Here is a 20922-nt window from a genome sequence, read left to right on the forward strand (position 1 = left end):
CAACTACACCCACGTCCGGGGGCGGTAACGGTTGGCCCGTTCCACCAGGTCGATCCTCTCCTCACCGCCGGTCGCCAGTCTGGCCAGCGTGCGGTACGAGCGTTCCAGTCCGAAGCGGAGACCCCGCTCGTCCAGACCGCTGCCGAGCAGCACCCGGCCGCCGACGGCGGGCTGGGACTCCTGGCCCCCGGAGAGTATCCAGTCCAGCGCGCAGCCGAGGACTTCCGCCGACAACTGCTCGCGCCGGGCCGGATCCAGACCGTAGGCGTCCAGCGCCTCGATCTGCCCGGCGGCGGCCGTCAGATCGTCCAGGAACGGTGTGTCGCCGGCCGCCGCGGTCCGGTGCCGCAGCCGCGCCCGTACGGCCGCCACCCGGGCCGCCGTGTAGTGGATGGAGGCCTCCGGCACCGACTCCAGCGTCCGTACGGCGGCGCGCCGGTCCCCGGCCGCCAGCTGCACCCGGGCCAGACCGAACGCGGAGCTGACGAAGCCCGGGTCGGTCGCCCACACCAGCCGGTAGTACTCGGCCGCGTTGTCCAGCTGGCCGAGCACCTCCGCGCACAGACCGAGCGCCAGCTTGGGCGCGTTCTCGCCCGGGAAGGCGTCGTAGATCGCGTCGAAGGACAGCGCGGCGCCCTCGAAGTCGCCGGTGACCAGGGCGGCCACGCCCCGGTACCAGACCACCCGCCAGTCGTCGGGCTGTTCGTCCTCCAGCCGGCCGAGGCCCGCCAGCGCGGTCTCGGAGTCGCCGCTCTCCAGCCGTGCGCGGATCTGCCGCAGCTCGGTCTCCACCGACCGCGTCGGGACCGCGGCCAGCGCGCCGAGCAGGCTGACCTCGCCCACCAGCGAGGTCGACAGACCCGCCAGGAAACCCGCGTTCGGGTCGTTCTGGTCGACCAGCGGGACCGGCAGCGCGAGCGCGGCGGCCGCGGTGGGGACGGGCCTGACCAGCGTCGGGTCGGCCGGGGCCGGAGCCGCCGCGGCCGGGTCCAGCGCGAGCGTCCTGGACGCCACCGTCCGCCCGCCCAGCCGGGACACGTCCCCGGTCAGCTTCGGGAACAGCTCGGTGTCGGTCACCTTCACCTCGGGCCCGAACAGCGTCGACAGCGCGGGCCGCGCCGTGCCGGACTGCACCGACACGACCTCGCGCAGCACACCGGTCAGCTGCTCGGCCATCTCCTGCGCGGAGGCGAACCGGCGGGCCGGGTCGGGGTCGGTGGCCCGCACCAGCAGCCGGTAGAAGGACTCGTACTGCCGGAAGACCTCGATGGTGTCCGGGTCGGGCAGCGAGTCCACGAAGACGGTCGTGTAGCCCTGGAAGTCGAAGGTGAGGACGGCCAGGGTACGGCCGACCGTGTACAGGTCGGAGGCGACGGACGGGCCGACCTCGGCGACCTCGGGCGCCTGGTAGCCGACCGTGCCGTAGATGGCCGACTCCTCGTCGTCCATCCGGCGCACCGCGCCCATGTCGATCAGCTTGAGCTGGTCCTCGGTCTGGATGGCGTTGTCGACCTTGAAGTCGCAGTACAGCAGGTTGCGGCTGTGCAGGTGGCCGAGGGCCTCCAGAGCCTCGATGCCGTACGCGCAGGCCTGCTCCACCGGCAGCGGGTCGCGGCGGCCCTCCGGGGTACGCCGGTCGTTGGCGATCTCCTTCAGGGACTTGCCGCCGACGTACTCCATGACGATGTAGCCGTCGAGGGAGCCGGTGCGCTGGTCGAGGTGCTCGACGAAGTTGTAGATCCGCACGATGTTGGCGTGCTCGATCTCCGCGAGGAACCGCCGCTCGGAGATCGCCGCGGCCATCGCGTCCTGGTCGCCGGTGTCCAGGAGGCCCTTGAGGACCACCCAGCGGTCCGACACGGCCCGGTCCACCGCGAGGTAGATCCAGCCCAGGCCGCCGTGCGCGATGCAGCCCACGACCTCGTACTGGCCGTGCACCACGTCGCCGCCCTTGAGCTTGGGCACGAACGAGTACGGGTTGCCGCACTTGGTGCAGAACCCCTCGGTCCGCCCCGGCCGGTCACCGCGGCCCCGGCCCACCGGCGCCCCGCAGTCCGACCGCGAGCAGAACCGCTTGCGCTCCGGGACCTCGGGGTTCTCCAGGACCATCTCGCGCGGATCCGGCTTCGGCACCTGAGGCACCGTCACCAGGCCCGCGCCCAGCCTGCTGCGCCCGGACGCACTCGTCGACGAACCGGAGCTGCGCACCGACACCGAACGGCCCGTCGACGTGCCCGACACGGACCGCGACAGCCGCCCGGAGACCGAGCGCCGCGACTTCGACGACTGCGACGAGGTACGCGAACTACGGCCGCTGGAACGCGAACTCCCGCTGCCCGTCGAGCCCTTGCCGCCTGCCGTCAGCCCGGTGGCCGGCGACTCGACCATCCCGCTCGCCGAGACGACCGGTGCCAGACCGCAGGTGTCGCAGTACAGCTCACCGCCGCCCACGTCCTCGTAGGAGCCCTCACAGCCCGGCCGCTGGCAGGCCTCTCCCGCCTGACTCACGACTGCTCTCCCCTCCGGTCCTCGGGCCCGCCCTGCTGCGGCACCCGCGGCGCCCCCAGTGCCTCGGCGGCCGCCTGCTGGTAGCGCAGCACCGCCTGCTCCGCGACCCTGAGATCGCAGGGCGCGCTCCACAGCATCCGCCGGGCCGCGTCATAGCGCTCGGTCAGGAACCTGTCCTCCGCCAGCCCGTGCCGGGCCACCTTCGCCTTGTACGCGTCCAGCCGGCCGCGCAGCTCCGCGCGCACCGCGAGCGGCGCGGTGACCGCCGTCAACGACTCACGGGCGCGCAGCAGTTCGTCCTCCGCCTTCTGCTCCAGGGACTCCAGGAGCGGCGACAGACGGTGCCACTGGGCCTGTCTGCGATACTCGGCGGCCGCCGACAGCTGCTCCTGCAACGCGGTCGGCGGCCCGCTGACCACCGGCACCTCGGTCGCCGCGATCTTCGCCAGCACCTCACCGCGCGCGGTACGCGCCTCGGCGAGGGTGCGGTCCGCGCGGGACAGCACGTCCCGCAGCCTGATCAGCCGGGCCTCGGCGTCCTGCCGTACCGTCAGCACGGCGTCGATCTCCCGCCGTACCTCCTCCAGCGCCCGCGCCTCCCGGTCGTACACCGTGGTGTCGGGACGGCCGCCGCCCGGTGCCGAACTCCCCTGGGTGGGCACCCAGAAGGTCAGCGGGTCCGACACCACGTCCTCGCGCAGCCTCGTCAGTATCCGGGTGATCCGCTCCAGGTCGTCGCCCGCCGGGTGCTCGCCGGGGCGCACCCCGACGGAGTGCGCCAGTTTGCGGGTGCGCTGCAGCTCCGCGGCGAGTAAATCGATCCGCGCGGGCAGCGCCGACCACACCGCGTCGGCGGTGACGACCATGTCCAGCGAGGTCGCGTACAGCTCGTTCATCCGGTCGACCAGGGCCGCCAGCGAGAACCGCTCACTGAGCCGGCCGGCCGCCGACAGCAGGGTCGGCGCGTTCGCCGTGGCGGTCGCGCTGCCCGCCACCGTCACGGCCTCGCCGCGCAGCAGCTCGGTCAGCTCCACCAGGTCCTCACGGCTGGACCAGCGGCGCCGGGCCCTGATCTCCCGGGCGGCGCGCAGCGCGTCCGTGTAGGCGTCGAAGTAGGCCCACAGCAGGGTGATCGACGCATCGGCGGCAGCCCACCGCTCCCGGGTCGTCCCGGTCAGCTCGGCGCCTTCCAGGAGCCTGCGGCCCGCGTGGTCCTGAAGGGCGAGCAGCGAGGTCTCGATCGCCTCGTGCTCCGCGCCGAGCCGCGCCAGCGCACGGTCCACCTCGTCCCGGTCCATCACCGGCCCGGCGGGGTCCGTGACGCCCATCGATCACCTCTCGCTCGCTCGTCGGGGCTGGGCCTCGCGGATGCGGGTCAGCTTGTGCGCAGGTACTGCGGCGCGGGCGGTTTCGACGCCCCCGAGTCCGCTCCCAGTGTCGCCGACAGCCACTTGTCGTACGACGCCTGCCAGCCGTCCGCCCGGTACTCCACCAGGATCTGGTTGACCCGGCGTACCAGATCGGTCGCACCCTTCTTCATCGCCACGCCGTAGTACTCGGTGGTGAACGCGGCGCCCTTCAGTTCGACCGTCGGGTCCTGGGCGGCCTGGCTGGCGGCCAGCGCGCCGTCGGTGACCACCGCGTCGACCTCGCCGAGCTGCAGCCGCACCAGGCAGTCGAGTTGGTTGGGGACGGTGGTGGAGATGTCCGCCGAGGCGACCAGCTTCCCGGACTTCCGGTCGGCGTCCAGCTTGGCGTACGCCGTCGAACCGGCCGCCGTGCAGATCTTCTTGTGCGCCAGCGTGCCGTTGTAACCCGTGATCGACGACGACTTGGGGGCGAGGACCTGCTGCCCGGTCTTGAAGTAGGGCGCGGAGAACGCGACGTCCTTCAGCCGGTCGCAGTTGATGGTCATCGTGCGCACGACCATGTCGACGCGGCCGTCCTGGATCGCCGGTATCCGCTGGCTCGTCGGAATCGCCTTGAACTGCACCGCGTCCGGGTCGCCGAGGATGTCCTGGGCTATCCGGTGCACCAGGTCGATGTCGAAGCCCTCCAGCTCCGCGTCCGAGGTGTTCGGGTTGCGGTAGCCCCAGCGGTAGCTGTTCTGGTCGACACCGACGATCAGCTTCCGTTTGGCGCCGGTACGGGCCTTGATGGCGTCGATGGTGGACCCGTCCGCACCCGACGGCGACCAGGTCTCGTCCTGCGCCCGGGAGTCGGTGCAGTCGTCGGCCTTCGCCGGACTGCCGGTCGCCAGCCCCGGACCGCCGAGCCCCTCGCCCTGACCGCCCTCACCACGCGACTGGGTGAGCGGCAGCAGCAGGACGAACGCCAGCGCCAGGGCGCAGCCGACCGCCATCGCGCCCACTCCGCCCCAGCCCCGCAGGGAGGCCCTCATCCGCCGTACGAACATCGCCACGCCCCCTCTCACCGGTACTCCGAAAGCCTGCGGCCGATGCCGGACAGCGCGCCCGCCGCGGCCGCGACCCCCAGCATGGCGGCACCGATCGGCAGCCCGGACATCGCGTCCCGGCCGTCGGTGGCCTGTGCCTGGAACTCGGCCTCTTCGTGGGCGAGCGCGGTCTTCAGATTCGCGTCGACACTGTCGAAGCACTCGCCGGTCGCGTCCTTCGTGCCTATCACCTTGTCCAGCGCCGCCTGGTAGTCGCCGTTCTCGTCCTCGGTGCGGGCGGCGGCGTGCCGCTCCTTCCACACCTTCATGTTCCCCTCGGCGGCCGCCACGGGCTTGCTGCCCGCCGTGTCGTTCGCGAGCGCGGCGGCCTCCGTGAGGCCCTTGCCGAGCGCGGTCATGTCCTTGTCGAAGTCGTAGTAGTACGCGTCGTACGTCTGCCCGTCGACCGTGACCGTCTCGGCGCCGCGCGCCACCAGGCTCAGGTTCTCGTTCCCGCGCGCCTTCAGGGAGGCGATCCGGGCGTCGTGCAGCACGGTCAGCGAGCGGACGCCGTGGTCGTAGGAGTCGTCCAGGCCGGCGCGGGCGACGGTGTGGCCGACGACCAGCCACAGCAGCGTCACGACGGTGGCCGCCGAGGCCGCGACCAGGCCCTGGTTCAGCAGGCGGTTGGTCCGGCGGTAGTGGCGCAGCTGGGCCCAGGCGAGCGCGACGAGCGCGAGGAGGCCGAGGGCGATCGCCGCCCACGGGTACGGCGTCGCGTCCGAGTAGTCGGAGGTGAGGCGCGCGTTCTCCTTGGTGTACAGGTCCTCCGCCGCCGGGAGCATCTCCTGCTGCATCTTCTCGTTCGCGTACCGCAGGTAGGCGCCGCCGACCGGGTAGCCCTGCCGGTTGTACACGCGGGCCCGCTCCACCAGCCCCTTGTACTCCGGCAGCAGCTTGTTCAGCTTCGCCACCGCCGCCTCGGCGGGCGAGCCGGGCTCGGAGTTGGCGGCGGCGGTGACCAGCTTGGCGGCGGCGGTGGAGATGTCCGACTCGTACCGCTGCCGCGAGGCGGCCGTCTCCTGACCGCCCGCCAGGAAGCCGCTGGAGGCGGTGGTGTTGGCGTCCGCCAGCGAACGGTAGATGTCGGCCGCGCTGGAACTGAGCGGCTGGCTGCGGTGCAGCACGTCGTCCGCGGCGGCCGCGCGGTCGGTCATCTGCCAGGCGGTGACGGCACCGAAGGCGACGATCAGCACGGCCAGGACGGCGCCGATGACGCGGAGCCGGCCGGGCTCGGTGGTGGCGGCGGCGCGCAGCTGCTCGACACCCTCGGCGAACGCGGTGCGGCGAGAAGGCGTGGGGGCGCCGGGCCGGGTCCGCTGCGCGGGCAGGGCGGTGCCCGCTCCTGGCGGTGCCGCGCTCTTCGTCGGCGGGTGTGTCACGTGACCTCCCCCATGGTCATCCGGTCGCCGCCCAGTATCGCCGCCCGGACTGACATTCGGCACCGGCCTTCACTGGATCTTGATCGGATCGCAGCGGAACCCCTGCCCATGAATACGCCGGGGGCAACGGTTCGGTTCCGGAGGGGTGGTGACGGAGCGTTTCGGGGGCGCGGGCCGGTGGGGGCTGGTAGCGCAGTTCCCCGCGCCCCTGAAAGACAAAGACCTAGCTGCGGGCAGGCGTGCCGCCAGGGGCGGCACGGGTGGGCGCAGGCGGCACCCTGCAAGCGCCGGTAAGCGTCCCCACCCCCCGCCCCTACCCCGGGTCACCCCTCGAAATAGGCGCGCACCCTCTCCCGCACCTCCACCCCCGCCCCCACCGCATCCAGCCCCAGCAGCGCAGCGCCCAGTACCGGCCGCGCCGCCACCACCCTCGGTACCGCCTTCGGCGCCCGCGCGGCCAGCAGCTCCCGCACGCCGTCGTCCAGTTGCGGGTGTCCGCCCGCCAGCACCCCGCCCCCCAGCAGCACCGGCGTCTCCTCGTCCAGCAGGTCCAGACGGGTCAGCGCGACCACGGCCATGGCCACCACCTCCTGCGCCAGCCGGTCCACGACCGACCGGGCCACCGGGTCGCCGTCGGCCGCCGTCGCGAACAGCACCGGCGTCAGCTCGTGCCGGCGGACGGGCTCGACCTCCTCCCGGTGCAGGGCCTCGATCAGCGCGAGCATGCTGCCGTACCCGAAGTACGCCGGGAGCGTACGGGCCAGCGCCGTGTGCTCCCCGCGGCCGTCCTCCGCGCGGGCCGCGTGCCACATGGCCTCCTCCGCCAGCCCCCAGCCGCCGCCCCAGTCGCCGGAGACACGGCCGAGGGCGGGGAAGCGGGCGGTACGGCCGTCGGGGCGCATACCGACGCAGTTGATGCCGGCGCCGCACACGACGGCGACCCCGCGCGGCTCGGTGACACCGGCCCGGAAGATCGCGAAGGTGTCGTTGCGGACCGCCACCGTCGCCCCCCACGCGCGCGTGGCCAGCGCGGCGGCCAACTGCTCCTCCTCGAAGGGGAAGTCGGCGTTGGCCAGGCAGGCGGAGACGTGCGCGACCGAGGTGACCCCGGCGGCGCCGTACGCCTCGGCGACCGCCGTGGCCACCTCGTCCACGGCCTGCTCCACGCCCACCACCGGCGGCCGGAAGCCGCCCGCACGGGCCGTGGCGAGGACTTCGCCGTCCGCCGCCACCACCGCGACGTCGGTCTTGCTGTTGCCCGCGTCGATGGCGAGGACACTTGCGGTCAGGCCCACGCGAGGTGCTCCCGGTTGTGCGCGATCAGTCGGTCGGTCAGGGCGTCGGCGTACTCGTACTGGCCGACCAGGGGGTGGGCGAGCAGCGCCCGGAAGACCCGGTCACGGCCGCCGCGCAGGGCTGCCTCCAGAGCCAGCTCCTCGTACGCCGTCACGTTCGCCACGAGCCCGGCGAACAGCGGGTCGACGTCCGGGAGGGGCATCGGCACCGGGCCGTGCGCGCCCACCGCGGCCTGGACCTCGATCACCGCGTCGTCGGGGAGGAAGGGGAGCGTGCCGCCGTTGTACGTGTTCACCACCTGGTAGGGGTTACCGCCGCCGCCCAGCAGCGCGGCGGCCAGGTCGACCGCCGCCTCCGAGTAGTAGGCGCCGCCCCGCTTGGCGAGCAGCTCCGGCTTCTCGTCCAGGGCCGGGTCGCCGTACATCTCCAGCAACTGCTTCTCCATGGCGGCCACCTCGGCGGCCCGGGACGGCTTGGTGCCCAGCTCGCGCACCACCTCGTCGTGCGCGTAGTAGTAGCGCAGGTAGTAGGACGGGACGACACCGCCCAGGCGGTCGAGGAGCGCCGGGGGCAGCTTCAGGTCGGCGGCGATCGTGTCGCCGTGCTCGCCGAGCAGCTTGGGCAGGACGTTCTCGCCCTCCGGGCCGCCGAGGCGGACCGCCGTCTCCCAGGTGAGGTGGTTGAGGCCGAGGTGGTCCAGGTGGATCTCGGACGGCGTGACACCCAGCAGGTTCGCGAACTTGCGCTGGAAGCCGATCGCCACGTTGCACAGCCCGACCGCCTTGTGGCCGGCCTGCAGCAGCGCGCGGGTCACGATCCCCACCGGGTTGGTGAAGTCGATGATCCAGGCGTTCGGGTTGGCGCGGCGGACGCGTTCGGCGATGTCCAGGACGACGGGCACGGTGCGCAGCGCCTTGGCGAGGCCGCCGGCGCCGGTGGTCTCCTGGCCGATGCAGCCGCACTCCAGCGGCCAGGTCTCGTCCTGCTGCCGGGCCGCCTGGCCGCCGACGCGCAGCTGGAGCAGCACCGCGTCGGCGCCCTCGACGCCCGCGTCCAGGTCGGAGGTGGTGACGATCCGGCCGCCGTGACCCTGCCGGGCGAAGATCCGGCGGGCCAGTCCGCCCACCAGTTCCAGGCGTTCGGCGGCCGGGTCGACCAGGACGAGTTCCTCGATGGGCAGGGTGTCGCGCAGGCGAGCGAAGCCGTCGATGAGTTCGGGGGTGTAGGTCGAGCCTCCGCCGACCACGGTGAGTTTCATGCTTGGTTAACCCTTCACTCCGGTGAGCGTGACGCCCTCGACGAACGCCTTCTGGGCGAAGAAGAAGACGAGGATCACGGGGGCCATGACGAGCACGGTCGCGGCCATGGTCAGGTTCCAGTCGGTGTGGTGCATGCCCTTGAACGACTCCAGGCCGTAGGAGAGGGTCCAGGCGCCCGGGTTCTCCGAGGCGTAGATCTGGGGGCCGAAGTAGTCGTTCCAGGCGTAGAAGAACTGGAAGAGGGCGACGGCGGCGATGCCCGGCTTGGCCATCGGGATCACCACCCGCAGCAGGGTCCGCAGGTCCCCGCAGCCGTCCACCTTCGCCGCGTCCAGGTACTCGTTCGGGATCGTCATCAGGAACTGGCGCAGCAGGAAGATGGAGAACGCGTCACCGAACGCCATCGGCACGATCAGCGGCCACAACGTGCCGGAGAGGTCCAGCTGCTTCGCCCAGAACAGGTACATCGGGATGATGACGACCTGCGGGGGCAGCATCATCATCGAGATCACCAGCATCAGGGACAGGTTGCGGCCCCGGAAGCGGAACTTGGCGAGCGCGTACGCCACCGGGAGCGAGGACACGACGGTCAGGACGGTGCCGAGTCCCGCGTAGATCAGGGTGTTCTTCCACCAGGTCAGGAAGCCCGGGGTGTCGAACACCTTCCGGTAGTTGCCCCACTCCCAGGTGTGCGGGATCAGGTCCCGGCTCAGTGCCTGGCTGTCGCTCATCAGCGAGGTCAGGAACACGAACACGAAGGGCAGGGTGAAGAACAGGGCGGCCGCGACGCCGAGGGAGTGCACCGCCACCCAGTTCAGCAACGCCTTGCGGCGGGCGGTGCGTTCGGCCTCCGACACCGGGGCCTGCAACTGTGCCGGCCGGTCGAGTACTTGGGTCATCGTCAGTCACCTGCCTGGATGAGACCGCCCCGGCGCCGCATCAGGATCGCGGTGAACGCCATGGACAGGACGAAGAGGACGAGGGCGACGACACACGCGGAGCCGTAGTCGAAGCGCTGGAAGCCGAGGTTGTAGACGAGCTGGGGGAGGGTGAGCGTCGACTTCTCCGGATAGCCGGGTTCGAACTGCGTCCCCGCGCCCTGGATCACGCCCGAGGCGACCTTTCCGGCGATCAGCGGCTGCGTGTAGTACTGCATCGTCTGGATGACACCCGTGACGACCGCGAACATCACGATCGGCGAGATGTTCGGCAGCGTCACGAACCGGAAGCGCTGCCACGCGGAGGCGCCGTCCAGCTCCGCCGCCTCGTACTGCTCGGTCGGCACGTCGAGCAGCGCGGCCATGAAGATGACCATCAGGTCGCCGACGCCCCACAGGGCCAGCAGGGTCAGGGCCGGCTTGGACCAGGCGGGGTCGTTGAACCAGCCCGGGGCCGGGATGCCGACCTTCTCCAGGATGGAGTTGACCGGCCCGGTACCGGGGTTGAGGAGGAACGCGAAGGCCATGGTCGCCGCGACCGGGGGTGCCAGGTAGGGCAGGTAGAAGAGGGTGCGGAAGACCCCCGTACCCGTCTTGATCTTCGTGATGAGCATGCCGACGCCGAGCCCGAAGACGACCCGGAGCGACACCATCACGACGACCAGCCACAGGGTGTTGCGCAGCGCGGGCCAGAAGTAGGGGTAGTGCTCGAAGACGTACGTCCAGTTCTTCGTGCCGCTCCACGTCGGCGGTTTGAAGCCGTCGTAGTGCATGAAGGAGAAATAGACCGTGGAGATCAGCGGGTACGCGAAGAACACCGCGAAACCGATCAGCCAGGGCGACATGAAAGCGATCGTGCGCAGCGCCGACCTGCGGCGCTTCGACGCCAACGTGATGGTGCTCATCGCTACTTCGCCTGCGCGATGTCCGTGTCGATCTGCTTGGCCGTGGCCGCCAGACCGGACTTGAGGTCCTTGACCTTGCCGCTCTCGTAGTCGTATCCGAAGTTCTGGATCGTCGCCAGGTACACACCGCCGTTGATGGAGGCGGGGGAGGTCGTCGAGTTCGGGTTCGCGGCGATGTCCAGGAAGGTCTTGAAGCGCGGGTCGTACGTCAGCTTCGGCGACTTCAGGGCGGCCAGCGTGGACGGCACGTTGTGGATGGCGTTGGAGAAGTTCACCACCGCGTCGGTGTCCGTGGTGATGTACTTGACGAACTCCCAGGCCGCGTTCTGCTTTTTGCTGTTGGCGGCGATGCCGGCGATGGTGCCGGTGATGTAGCCCTTGCCGTACTGCGCGACCTGGTCGTCGGGCACGGGCAGCGGGGCGACGCCGATGTCGAACTTCGTCTTGGCGTCCACGGCCATGCCGAGCCGCCACTCGCCGTCCAGCTGCATGGCGACCTGACCGGTCTGGAAGGGGTGCTTGTCGCCCCACTCGTCGCCCAGCGTCGCCCGGTACTTCTCCAGCTTCTGGAATCCGCCGAGTTCGTCGACGAGGTCTTTCTGGAGCGTGAACGCCTCGGTGAAGGCGGGGTCCTTGGCGACGTTCGACTTGCCGTCGGCCGTGAAGTACGTCGGCGAGAACTGCGCCGCGTAGTGCTCGGTCGTGGTCTCCCAGCCGTGGTAGTCCGGCATGAAACCGAGCTGCTTGTAGCTGTCGCCCTGGTTGATCGTCAGCTTCTTGGCGTCCGCCTGGAATTCGGTCCAGGTCTTCGGCGGGCTGGTGATGCCGGCCTTCTTGAACGCCGTCTTGTTGTAGTAGAGGCCGTACGCGTCACCGAGCAGCGGCGCCGTGCAGCGGTTGCCGTCGTACTGGGTGTACTCGTTCATCGCCTTCGGGAACGTCGTCTCCGGGTCGATGCCGGACTTCTTGAAGAACGGGTTCAGGTCGACCAGCGCGCCCGAGGAGCAGAACTTGCCCACGTTGTTGGTGGTGAACGACGAGATGACGTCCGGGGCCTTGTCGCCGCCGCTGCGCAGCGCCTGGTTGATCTTGTCGTCGGTCATGTTGCTGACGACGTTGACGTGGATGTTGGGGTGCGCCTTCTCGAAGCCGGCGATCAGCGCGTTGACCGCCTTCACCTCGTTCGGGGCGCTCCAGGCGTGCCAGAAGTTGATGGTGGTGTTCGCGGAGGCGTCGTCGGAGGCGCCGGAGGAGGACTGGCCGGTACAGGCGGTGAGCAGGGCCAGTGAACTGGCGGCCGCGGTCAGGGCAAAAGCCGTCTTTCGGGCAGCGGAGGGTATGGGCATGGCGAGGTCTCCCGGGGCGGGCGGTGTGGGAAGGGAACGACTGTGCGGGAAGCTGAGGTGGAGAGGGGGCAGGGGCTCAGCGCGAGGTGTCGAAGACCTCGTCGCGGGTGGTCGCGAGCGCGCTCTCCAGCGCGCCGCGCAGCACGGGGTGTTCCTGGACGTCGCCGACGACGAGCCGCGGCCGGGCGGCCGCCAGCTCCTCCAGCTCGGCCTGGACCAGGGCGCGCAGGACCTCGCCGCCGGCGGTCAGGACGGTGCCGCTGAGGACGACGAGTTCGGGGTCGAGGACGGAGACGAGGGAGGCGAGACCGGTGGCGAGCCGGGTCGCGTAGGTCCGGAGGAGTTCGTGGTGCGGCCCGGTGCCGTGATCGATGGCGCGGGTGACGAGTGCGGCGGCGACCTCGGAGTGCGAGCCGGTGGGCAGGTCCTCGATGCCGAGTTCACGGGCGAGCCGGGGAAGGGCCTGCGAACCGGCGAGTTCCTGGTAACCGCCGCTGTTGGCCTTGGTCACCTGGCGCACCAGCGGGGTGCCCGGCACCGGCAGGAAGCCGACCTCGCCGGCGCCGCCGGTCCAGCCGCGGTGCAGCCGCCCGCCGAGGACCAGGGCGGCGCCGAGGCCCTCCTCGTTCCACAGCAGTACGAAGTCGCCGTGGCCGCGGGCCGCGCCGAGCCGCTGTTCGGCGATGGCGACGAGGTTGACGTCGTTCTCGTACTCGACGGGCATCGGCAGCGCGGCGGCGAGGTCGTCGAGCAGCGCGGGGGAGTGCCAGCCGGGCAGGTGCGAGGCGTAGCGCAGCCGGCCGGTGCCCGGGTCGAAGGCGCCGGGGGTGCCGACGACGACCCGGTGGAGGTCGTCGCGGGCCAGCCCGGCCGCCTTCACCGCGCCGTCCAGGGCGTCGGTGACCTGCCGTACGACGGACTGCGCGGAGCGCCTGCCCGGGGTCGGCAGCTCGTACTCGCCGACCGTGCGGCCGGTGACGTCGGCGACGGCGGCCCGGATCCGGGCGGGGTTGACGTCGAGCCCGGCAGCGTGGGCGGCAGCCGGATTCACCGAGTACAGCTGGGCGTTGGGACCCGGGCGGCCCTCGCTGGTGCCGGTCGCCAGGACCAGCCCGGCCGCTTCCAGACGGGCCAGCAGCTGGGAGGCGGTCGGCTTGGAGAGGCCGGTGAGCTTGCCGATCCGGGTGCGCGAGAGCGGGCCGTGCTGCAGCAGCAGGTCCAGTGCGGCGCGGTCGTTCATGGCGCGCAGCACACGCGGGGTGCCCGGCGTACCGGCGGTTCCTGCCATGGGGTTCGACACCTGCCTTTCCAGCCGCTCAGTTTCCCAGTGACCTGGGCGATCGGTCCAGCCGGGGGAACCGGCCGGACCGCTCTCCTTGATCACTGTTAGGAAAGTTTCCTGTTGGCTGGAAAAAGTAGGCCGCCGGAAGAAGTGCGTCAATAGCCCGCAGGCGCGGCAACGCACTCGTTACCTGGACATGGACATGTGAAGGGCGGCGCGAAAGGGCATGCGAAGGGCCCGCCCGGAAGATCCGGACGGGCCCTTCGTGCGTCTGGAGGTCGGTCAGAGCTTCATGGCCGGCGGGTCCACCTCGACGTGGTCGCCCGTGGCCTTCGCCGCGGCGGTGGTCGTCGTACCGGCGAAGACGAAGCGGTAGTAGCCGCGCTTCGAGGCCTTCACGGTGGTGGACAGGGCGCCGCCGGTGCCGGAGGTGATGCCCTTGACGTTCTTGTACGTGCCGGTGCCCTCGGCGCGGAACTGGAGGACGACCTTCTGCCCCTTGTACCCCGCGTACTTGCCGGTGTCCCAGTTCGCCCGGGTCAGCTTGCCCTTGACGGTGATCGTCTTGCCCATGACCGCCGGTTCCGGGGCCGCGTCGACGGTCAGCCTGGCCGCGCGCTGCACCTTGGCCGTGGTCAGGTTGCCCCAGATGGCCGCGTCGTACTCGGAGCTGAGGAAGTCGTCCGAGACGGTGGCGTCGAGGTGGGCGTACAGGCCCCCGGCCTTCCAGGTGGTGGCGTCCGCGGCCTCGTACAGGTACTCGTCCGGGTCGACCGGGATGGTCTCGGTGCAGCTCTCGGTGACCGTGGTGTCCGTGGTGGCGGTCGCCGTGCAGACGGGCATGACCTCGGGGTCGAGCTCGTTGGCGAGCGACTTCAGCGTGCCGCGGTAGAGCATCACCGCGGCGAACGTCTTCTTGTTGTCGATGACCAGGTCCGCGGGCCGGGTCAGGGTGTACGTCACCGGCACGTTCACCGTCCTGGTGGTGCCGACGACGATCGCCTTGCCCTTGTTCACGGTCACGTCGGAGAAGACCAGGTTCGGAGTGGCCGCGGAGGCGGCGGGCGCCGCGAGGCCGGCCAGGGCCAGGGCACCGGACAGGGCGGTGCCTATGGCGAGCTTTGTCATCTGTCCCCACATTCGAGACGGGCCCCCGGGCGACGTCGCGCTCCAGAACAAGGACCCGTGATGCGGCGACCATAGATCATCATCGAGGCGCGGAGAATGCGGGGGACCTGTGAAGACCATCTGAATCCGGCCGACGGCCGGTTTGTGATCACGGCTGCGTCACGATCTTCGTCCGCGCTGGTCAAGGCGGTCCTCCGCACAGTTTCCTGCCATGAGATCCGGGCATCGACCAGAGGGACGGGGGAGTCGTATGGCCCACCGGAGGCGGCTGTTCCTGCGGCTGTCGCTGAAGACCTTCACCGGCGCCGTGCCGATGACGGTGACGTTGTGCGTCATCTCCTTCGTCCAGGACGGCCTCTCCTGGTCGACCCTGCGTGACACGACCGGCATCCCGCTGGCCTCGGCGGCGCTCTCCCCGCTGTGGGCGGCCTGGCGGACCCGCTCGCTGGTGCGCGCGGCGCGCGGGCTGGACATCCCGGTCTCCGAGAACGCCCTCGACCGTACCCAGACGCACATCCTCACCGGTGTCCCGCTGCCCCTCGTCCGTGCCGAACTGGGCGCGGCCCGGCGGGCGTCCGGGGTCCGCGGCGGCAACCCGGTCGACTTCTCCTGGCGCCCGTTCCGGGGCAGGACGTACGCCGACGGGTCGGTCACCTACGACGAGACCTCGGGGGAGACCCGCGTCGAGGTCCACGCGGGCAAACGCCTCGGGACCGACACCCCCCTCTTCCAGGGCGCCGTGTTCCTCGCGCTCTGCCAGATAGTGCGCACGCTCGAAGGGCGCTGAGCCGGAGGGCGCTCAGTCGCCGAGGAAGGCGGCTGTGTCCAGGGTGGGGTAGGGGGCCGGGAGCGGGAGCGGATCGCCGAGGCTCACCTTCTCGTCGGTCTTGAAGTAGGCCTCGGTGGGGTCGTCGCCGGGGAGGACGGGGTCGGTGTAGCAGTGGGCGGTCTTCGTGTGGCGGTCGATGAGGACGTAGATCGGGACGCCGGCGGCGGCGTAGGCGCGGAACTTGGGGCCGGTGTCGGTTTCGTGGTTGGTCGAGGTGACCTCTCCGACCAGGGTGATCATGTCGGCCGGATACCAGCCTTTATGTGCTTTGCGGTATGACTCGTCGAGTTCGGTCGCCTTTCGGCGGCGGACGTAGAAGTCCGGGATGAACAGCGCCATGGTCTTGCCGTCCTTGTGTGCGGCTCGATAGCCGTTGCCCATCCCCGCCAGCTCGAAGCCGGCGTTGAAGAACTGGACGGCCAGTTTGAAGGCGCCGTCGTTGTGGTTGTCGTTCGGTGTCGGCGGCACGATGGCCATCCCCTCGATGTACTCGGGTCGAATCGGCGCTACCGACGCCTCCTCGATCGCGATCAGCAGATCGATGGGGTCCTGCTCCGTCATGATCTTCTCCATGATCGGTTCGGCGCTCATCCCTGGTTCTCCTCACGCTGACGCCAGGCTAAGCCCGCCATGGGTGCCCCGGCAGAACGATGGGGCACCCCGGACGTCGCAAGACGTCGGAATGCCCCACCGTTCACTCGAACGAGTGTCCTGAACCGTTCCGCTACTTCCCGGGGGCCGACGACCGCTGCGCGGCTATCGGCGCCGTCGCCGCCACCTGCGGCGAGTCCGAGTCGGAGAACACCGACGGGGCGGCCACGGCGGTCGTCGGGTCCGCCGGTTCCTCCTCGGAGAGGCCCGCCGGCGCACCGCCGACGATCCGGATGTCCGCCGCGTCGAACGCCCGCTTGATCCGCCAGCGCAGCTCGCGCTCCACGGTCAGCGCCTTGCCCGGCATGGTCCTGGCGGAGAGCCGCACGACCATCGAGTCCATGAGGACCGAGTCCAGGCCGAGGATCTGGACCGGGCTCCACAGCAGCTCGTTCCAGGGCTCCTCCTTGGACATCTTCTCCGCGACCTCGTCCAGCACGGCCCGCACCTGGTCCAGGTCCTCGCTGGGCGGCAGGGTGACGTCCACGCCGGCCGTGGCCCAGCCCTGCGAGAGGTTGCCGATGCGCTTGATCTCGCCGTTGCGGACGTACCAGATCTCACCGTCGGCGCCGCGCAGCTTGGTCACCCGCAGGCCGACCTCGACCACCTCGCCGGAGGCCACCCCCGCGTCGATCGAGTCGCCGACGCCGTACTGGTCCTCCAGGATCATGAACACGCCGGACAGGAAGTCCGTGACCAGGTTCCGGGCGCCGAAACCGATCGCGACACCGGCGACACCGGCGGAGGCCAGCAGCGGGGCCAGGTCGATCTGGAAGCTGCTCAGCACCATCAGCGCGGCCGTGCCGAGGATCAGGAAGCTCGCCACCGACCGCAGCACCGACCCGATCGCCTGCGAGCGCTGCCGCCGCCGCTCGGCGTTGACCAGCAGCCCGCCGAGGGTGGTGCCCTCCGCCGACTCGGCCGTCCGGTTCATCCGTTCGATGAACTTGGTGATCGCCCGCAGCACGACGTTTCTGAGCACCACCGCGATCACCACGACCAGCAGCACCTTCAGGCCTATCGCCAGCCAGGTCGACCAGTTCTGCTCGACCCAGCTGGCCGTGTTGGCGGCGCTCTCCTGGGCGTCCTGGAGCGTGGGGACGGTCGTTGTCGACGACTCCGAGGGGGTCGGCGACGGCGACGAACCGGCGGCCAGTAGGACGGCGGGCAAGGACACGACGGGTACCTCCAGGCGGTGCGTTACTGCCCTCCGGTACGGCGTTCAAGGTCAGATACGGCGTTCCAGGTCACGGAAAGGTCACCGGACGGACAGGAACACCACACTAACGGGGCATTGTGTGTGGGCCCGGCCGATACGGGAAGGAGAGACCGTCCTCACGCCCGCTCCTTACTCCCGCCGGAACGGGCCCGCCCGCGAACAGGCCCGCTTGAAAAGGGGTGCGACCGGGGGATGAATGCGGTGTGGTCGAAAACACTCCCAGCCCGTTACCGGGAGATGGTGGCGCGTCCACCAGCCAGGAGGGGAGACTGGCCACAGATCGTCCCGGCGCGAGCCACGCGCCGCCGACGCCCAAGGAGGCACCCGTGCCGCATGTCCTGGTCCTCAACGCGTCGTACGAGCCGCTCGGCGTCGTACCGCTCCGCCGCGCGCTCGTCCTCGTCCTGGAGAACAAGGCAGTCGCCTTGGAGGAATCCGGCGCCTATATGCACAGCGCAACCGTCACAGTCTCCGCACCCAGCGTGGTCCGGCTCAAGCGATTCGTGCGGGTTCCCTACCGGGGGCCCGTTCCTCTCACCCGCCGGGCGCTCTTCGCGCGTGACGGGGGCCGGTGCATGTACTGCGGTGGCGTCGCAACCAGCGTCGACCACGTCATCCCGCGCAGTCGCGGGGGTCAGCACGTCTGGGACAACGTGGTGGCGTCCTGCCGTCGCTGCAACCACGTCAAGGCCGACCGGCATCTCTTCGAGATCGGCTGGCGACTGCGGCACAAACCAGCCCCGCCCACCGGCCTCGCCTGGCGCATCATCGGGACCGGCCATAGGGACCCGCGCTGGCTGCCGTACTTGCAGCCGTACGGCGCGGACGACGCCCTGGCCCGGATCGACGGCATCTCCGCCTGACGATCCGGGCCTTCGCATACCCCGTGGCTGTCCGTTCAGCCACGGGGCCCTTCGGCACGCGCACCCCGTACGACGAACAGCGCACCGCCCACCGCGAACGCCCCCGGCGCCACGGCCCGGGCGCCCGGTCGCGCCCCCGGGCGCACCGGCCACGCCCGCACCGTCACCGCGCTTCCGCGCGCCCCGGAGGCCGGACATCCGTCGGCGGTCATGCGTAGCGCAGCTCCGCCGGTTGCACCGAGCGGTGCAACAGCGGAAGGGCGGTGGCCGCCGCCAGCAGACAGGCGCCGTAGACCGCGAGCGGAACCAGCAGGGCCGGGTACGGCACGCCCGGCACGGTGTACCTCGTGGCGGTGCAGGCGTACCAGGCGCCGATCGCCATGCCGCCGGTGCCCGCCACCAGGACCGCCGGGGCCAGCGGCAGCGCGGTCTCCAGGAGCAGCGCCCGGCCCAGCACACCGCGAGGCACTCCGGCGGCGGCCTGCGCGGCCAGGTCCCGGCGCCGGGTGGCCAGCGACTCGGCGGTGCCGACGGCGAGAGCGGACAGGACGATCGCCAGGGCGACGAGGATCGCGGCAGCCGTGAGGTCCAGACCCGTCGTGTAGTACGTGCGGTCCCTGCCGAGGTTGTCCGCCCCGTCCATGGCGTGCAGAACGGCGAGCAGTACCTCCCGCACCCCCATGAATCCCGTGCCCACGACGGTCACCAGCAGCACGGCCGCGTGCGTGCGGGCCGCCGCCCACGGGTCGTCGCGCAGTCGTTCCGCCGCGATCAGCACCGCCGGACTCCCGGTGCGGGCGGCGAGCGCCGAGCCCAGCCGCCGGGACGACCAGCCCGCCAGCCACACCGCCGAGGCGCCGACCAGCAGACACACCGCGAAGGCCGTGACCGGCCCGAGGGCGAACCCGACCAGGGGGAACGCGAACGGATCACCGGTGAACGCGGCCACCGCGACCAGCACCGCCAGTACGGCCAGCAGCCCCGTCGCCACCTGGAACGCCCGCCCCGGACCCCTGGCCGGCCGCACCCGTCGGATCCGGCCCAGCGGCGAGGCCGCCACCCGGCGCAGCGCCAGGGCGCTCACGGCCGCGCCCAGCACTGGCACCAGCACGGCCACCACAGTGATGTCGACCCAGGCCAGGGGGTCGGGACGGTGCCACAGGCGCAGCAGGACCGGCACCGAGCACACGGTGGCCGCGGCCGAACCGGCCAGGCAGGCCGGCCCCGACTCCAGCGCCGCGATCCGCCGCACCTGCGCGGGCGTGGCCCCCGCCAGCCGTAGCGCGGCCAGCCGCCGGTCGCGGTGCACCGCGCCGACCCGCGCGCACTGCCCGAGGAACCCGAGCACCGGGACGAACAGCAGCATCAGCGCGGTGATCACTCCGTTGCGGGTGCCGGGCTGGTCGAGCAGCCCGGCACCGACCGACATGCTGTACTGCGAGTCCATCGGGACGAGGACCGCGATCACCTGCCCGATACCGGTCGCCAGCGCCGCCCCGATCGCCGTCAGCAGAACCCGCCACCACTCCCGCCGGTCCGACCCCCGCGTGAGCAGCAACGCCAGGCGCAGCTCCGTCCTCACGCCGCCACCCCCGCCGGCGCCACGGTCCCGTCGCTGAGCCGCACCTCGCGGTCCGCGTACGCCGCGACCTGGGCGTCATGCGTGATCAGCAGCACGGCCGTGCCCGACTCACGGGCCGTGTGCACCAGCGACGTCATCACCTGCTCGCTCGCCAGCGAGTCCAGCGCCCCCGTCGGCTCGTCCGCGAAGACCACCTTCGGGCCGGTCGCCAGCGCCCGGGCCAGGGCGGCACGCTGCGCCTGGCCGCCGCTCATCTCGCCCGGCCGCAGCCCCTCCTGTCCGCGCACCCCGAACCGCTCCAGCCACGCGCCGGCCCGCACCCGGGCCTCGGCGCGGGCCGCTCCGGCCAGCATCAGCGGCAGCGCCACGTTGTCGAGGGCGGTCAGTTCGGGGATCAGCTGCCCGAACTGGAAGACCACGCCGAAGTCGGAGCGCCGCAGCTCGCTCAGCCGCCTCTCCGGCAGCTGGTCGAGCCGCGACCCGTCGTAGGTCACCGCCCCCGCGTCCGGTCGTACGATCCCGGCCAGACAGTGCAGCAGCGTGGACTTGCCACTGCCGCTGGCTCCCGTCACGGCGAGGATCTCGCCCACGCGCAACTCGACGGAGGCGCCGCGCAGTGCCTCCGTCCTGCCATGCGCCTTGACGAGGTCCCGGCCCGCCAGAAGCGGGACCGAGGAGTCCCCCTGGTTGCTCATGCTGCGTCGACCTCCGCGGTCAGAGTGGTCAGCCGGGCCGCCGTGGTGTTCATCCAGCGGAGGTCGGCATCGAGGTGGTTGAGGGCGTAGTCCGCCGAGAGCACGGTCGCCAGATCGGCGCCCGGGACCGTCTTCACGGCCGTGAGCTCCCGCATCCGCTCCATGTGAGCGGCGCGCTGGGTGCGCAGATAGGCGGCCGGATCGCCACCGGCCAGGATCGAGACGACGACCTTCGCGAAGATCTCGTTCGCCACGAAAGGCGCGGGCGGCGCGATCTCCCCGGCCCAGCGGGTCAGTTCACGTGCCCCGCCGTCCGTCGACCGGTACAGCGTCCGCTCCGGCCCCCCGTCGGCGTCGGTCCCCTCGACCTCGGCGAGTCCGTCCCGGACCAGGCGTTGCAGGGTCGTGTACACCTGCCCGTAGGCCAGCGGACGGGCCTGCGGAAAGCGTTCGTCGTGGCGCCTCTTGAGGTCGTAGCCATGGCTCGGCCCCGCCTCCAGCAGCCCCAGAAGGATGTGCCGGGTACTCATGGGAGCCAGTATGCACCAGATACATGTACTGAGTGAATAGTGACCTTCCCCGGA

At 71.2% G+C, this 20922-nt stretch carries 18 protein-coding genes; 2 read left to right on the plus strand and 16 right to left on the minus strand.

Annotated features, from left to right (window positions below; all coding sequences use genetic code 11):
- Positions 1 to 3: 3 nt before the first annotated feature.
- From IEZ11_RS05295 to IEZ11_RS05345, 11 genes are all read right to left on the minus strand, one after another.
- On the minus strand, positions 4 to 2508 hold the full coding sequence (locus tag IEZ11_RS05295) for a serine/threonine-protein kinase (protein WP_189261393.1): 2505 nt from the start codon (positions 2506 to 2508) through the stop codon (positions 4 to 6).
- Positions 2505 to 3836 (minus strand): hypothetical protein, encoded by a 1332-nt coding sequence (locus IEZ11_RS05300; protein ID WP_189261394.1) that lies wholly within the window; start codon positions 3834 to 3836, stop codon positions 2505 to 2507. Before IEZ11_RS05300 ends, IEZ11_RS05295 begins: the two co-directional genes overlap by 4 nt.
- A gap of 47 nt (positions 3837 to 3883) precedes the next feature.
- Entirely contained in the window at positions 3884 to 4924 is a 1041-nt protein-coding gene (locus IEZ11_RS05305) for a glutamate ABC transporter substrate-binding protein (protein WP_189261735.1), read from the minus strand.
- A 14-nt stretch (positions 4925 to 4938) separates the two neighbouring features.
- Complete coding sequence (locus tag IEZ11_RS05310) at positions 4939 to 6345, minus strand: GlnX family signal transduction membrane protein (protein ID WP_373294828.1); 1407 nt, start codon at positions 6343 to 6345, stop codon at positions 4939 to 4941.
- A gap of 323 nt (positions 6346 to 6668) precedes the next feature.
- On the minus strand, positions 6669 to 7640 hold the full coding sequence (locus IEZ11_RS05315) for an N-acetylglucosamine kinase (protein WP_189261395.1): 972 nt from the start codon (positions 7638 to 7640) through the stop codon (positions 6669 to 6671).
- On the minus strand, positions 7631 to 8899 hold the full coding sequence (locus IEZ11_RS05320) for a 6-phospho-beta-glucosidase (RefSeq protein ID WP_189261396.1): 1269 nt from the start codon (positions 8897 to 8899) through the stop codon (positions 7631 to 7633). Before IEZ11_RS05320 ends, IEZ11_RS05315 begins: the two co-directional genes overlap by 10 nt.
- 6 nt (positions 8900 to 8905) lie before the next feature.
- Complete coding sequence (locus tag IEZ11_RS05325; RefSeq protein WP_189261397.1) at positions 8906 to 9799, minus strand: carbohydrate ABC transporter permease; 894 nt, start codon at positions 9797 to 9799, stop codon at positions 8906 to 8908.
- 2 nt (positions 9800 to 9801) lie between these two features.
- Positions 9802 to 10743: a carbohydrate ABC transporter permease gene (locus IEZ11_RS05330; RefSeq protein ID WP_189261398.1), complete on the minus strand. Its 942-nt coding sequence runs from the start codon at positions 10741 to 10743 to the stop codon at positions 9802 to 9804.
- Positions 10744 to 10745: 2 nt separating this feature from the next.
- On the minus strand, positions 10746 to 12089 hold the full coding sequence (locus IEZ11_RS05335) for an ABC transporter substrate-binding protein (protein WP_189261399.1): 1344 nt from the start codon (positions 12087 to 12089) through the stop codon (positions 10746 to 10748).
- A 76-nt stretch (positions 12090 to 12165) separates the two neighbouring features.
- Positions 12166 to 13377, minus strand: a complete 1212-nt coding sequence (locus IEZ11_RS05340) for an ROK family transcriptional regulator (protein WP_189261400.1) — start codon at positions 13375 to 13377, stop codon at positions 12166 to 12168.
- 276 nt (positions 13378 to 13653) lie between these two features.
- On the minus strand, positions 13654 to 14499 hold the full coding sequence (locus IEZ11_RS05345; protein ID WP_189261401.1) for a hypothetical protein: 846 nt from the start codon (positions 14497 to 14499) through the stop codon (positions 13654 to 13656).
- Positions 14500 to 14749: 250 nt separating this feature from the next.
- Here IEZ11_RS05345 and IEZ11_RS05350 point away from each other — a divergent pair, with 250 nt between their 5' ends.
- The gene (locus IEZ11_RS05350; RefSeq protein ID WP_189261402.1) at positions 14750 to 15286 is read left to right on the plus strand and encodes a hypothetical protein; all 537 of its coding nucleotides are present in this window, start codon (positions 14750 to 14752) and stop codon (positions 15284 to 15286) included.
- A 12-nt stretch (positions 15287 to 15298) separates the two neighbouring features.
- Here the strand turns inward: IEZ11_RS05350 and IEZ11_RS05355 are convergent, their stop codons facing one another.
- The gene (locus tag IEZ11_RS05355) at positions 15299 to 15919 is read right to left on the minus strand and encodes a Uma2 family endonuclease (protein ID WP_189261403.1); all 621 of its coding nucleotides are present in this window, start codon (positions 15917 to 15919) and stop codon (positions 15299 to 15301) included.
- A 133-nt stretch (positions 15920 to 16052) separates the two neighbouring features.
- Positions 16053 to 17156: a mechanosensitive ion channel family protein gene (locus IEZ11_RS05360; RefSeq protein ID WP_189261404.1), complete on the minus strand. Its 1104-nt coding sequence runs from the start codon at positions 17154 to 17156 to the stop codon at positions 16053 to 16055.
- Between the two features lie 368 nt (positions 17157 to 17524).
- Here IEZ11_RS05360 and IEZ11_RS05365 point away from each other — a divergent pair, with 368 nt between their 5' ends.
- Complete coding sequence (locus tag IEZ11_RS05365; RefSeq protein ID WP_089107458.1) at positions 17525 to 18061, plus strand: HNH endonuclease; 537 nt, start codon at positions 17525 to 17527, stop codon at positions 18059 to 18061.
- Positions 18062 to 18269: 208 nt separating this feature from the next.
- On the opposite strand, the gene IEZ11_RS05370 is transcribed toward IEZ11_RS05365, so the two are convergent.
- Genes IEZ11_RS05370 through IEZ11_RS05380 form a run of 3 tightly spaced genes read right to left on the minus strand, consistent with a single transcriptional unit; the run spans position 18270 to position 20868 of the window.
- Entirely contained in the window at positions 18270 to 19643 is a 1374-nt protein-coding gene (locus IEZ11_RS05370) for an FtsX-like permease family protein (protein WP_189261405.1), read from the minus strand.
- On the minus strand, positions 19640 to 20338 hold the full coding sequence (locus IEZ11_RS05375; RefSeq protein WP_189261406.1) for an ABC transporter ATP-binding protein: 699 nt from the start codon (positions 20336 to 20338) through the stop codon (positions 19640 to 19642). The genes IEZ11_RS05370 and IEZ11_RS05375 overlap by 4 nt, the downstream gene beginning before the upstream one ends.
- Positions 20335 to 20868, minus strand: a complete 534-nt coding sequence (locus tag IEZ11_RS05380; RefSeq protein ID WP_189261407.1) for a PadR family transcriptional regulator — start codon at positions 20866 to 20868, stop codon at positions 20335 to 20337. Before IEZ11_RS05380 ends, IEZ11_RS05375 begins: the two co-directional genes overlap by 4 nt.
- Positions 20869 to 20922: the final 54 nt, after the last annotated feature.

Source organism: Streptomyces fuscichromogenes (genome assembly GCF_014645815.1).
Lineage (GTDB): Bacteria > Actinomycetota > Actinomycetes > Streptomycetales > Streptomycetaceae > Streptomyces > Streptomyces fuscichromogenes.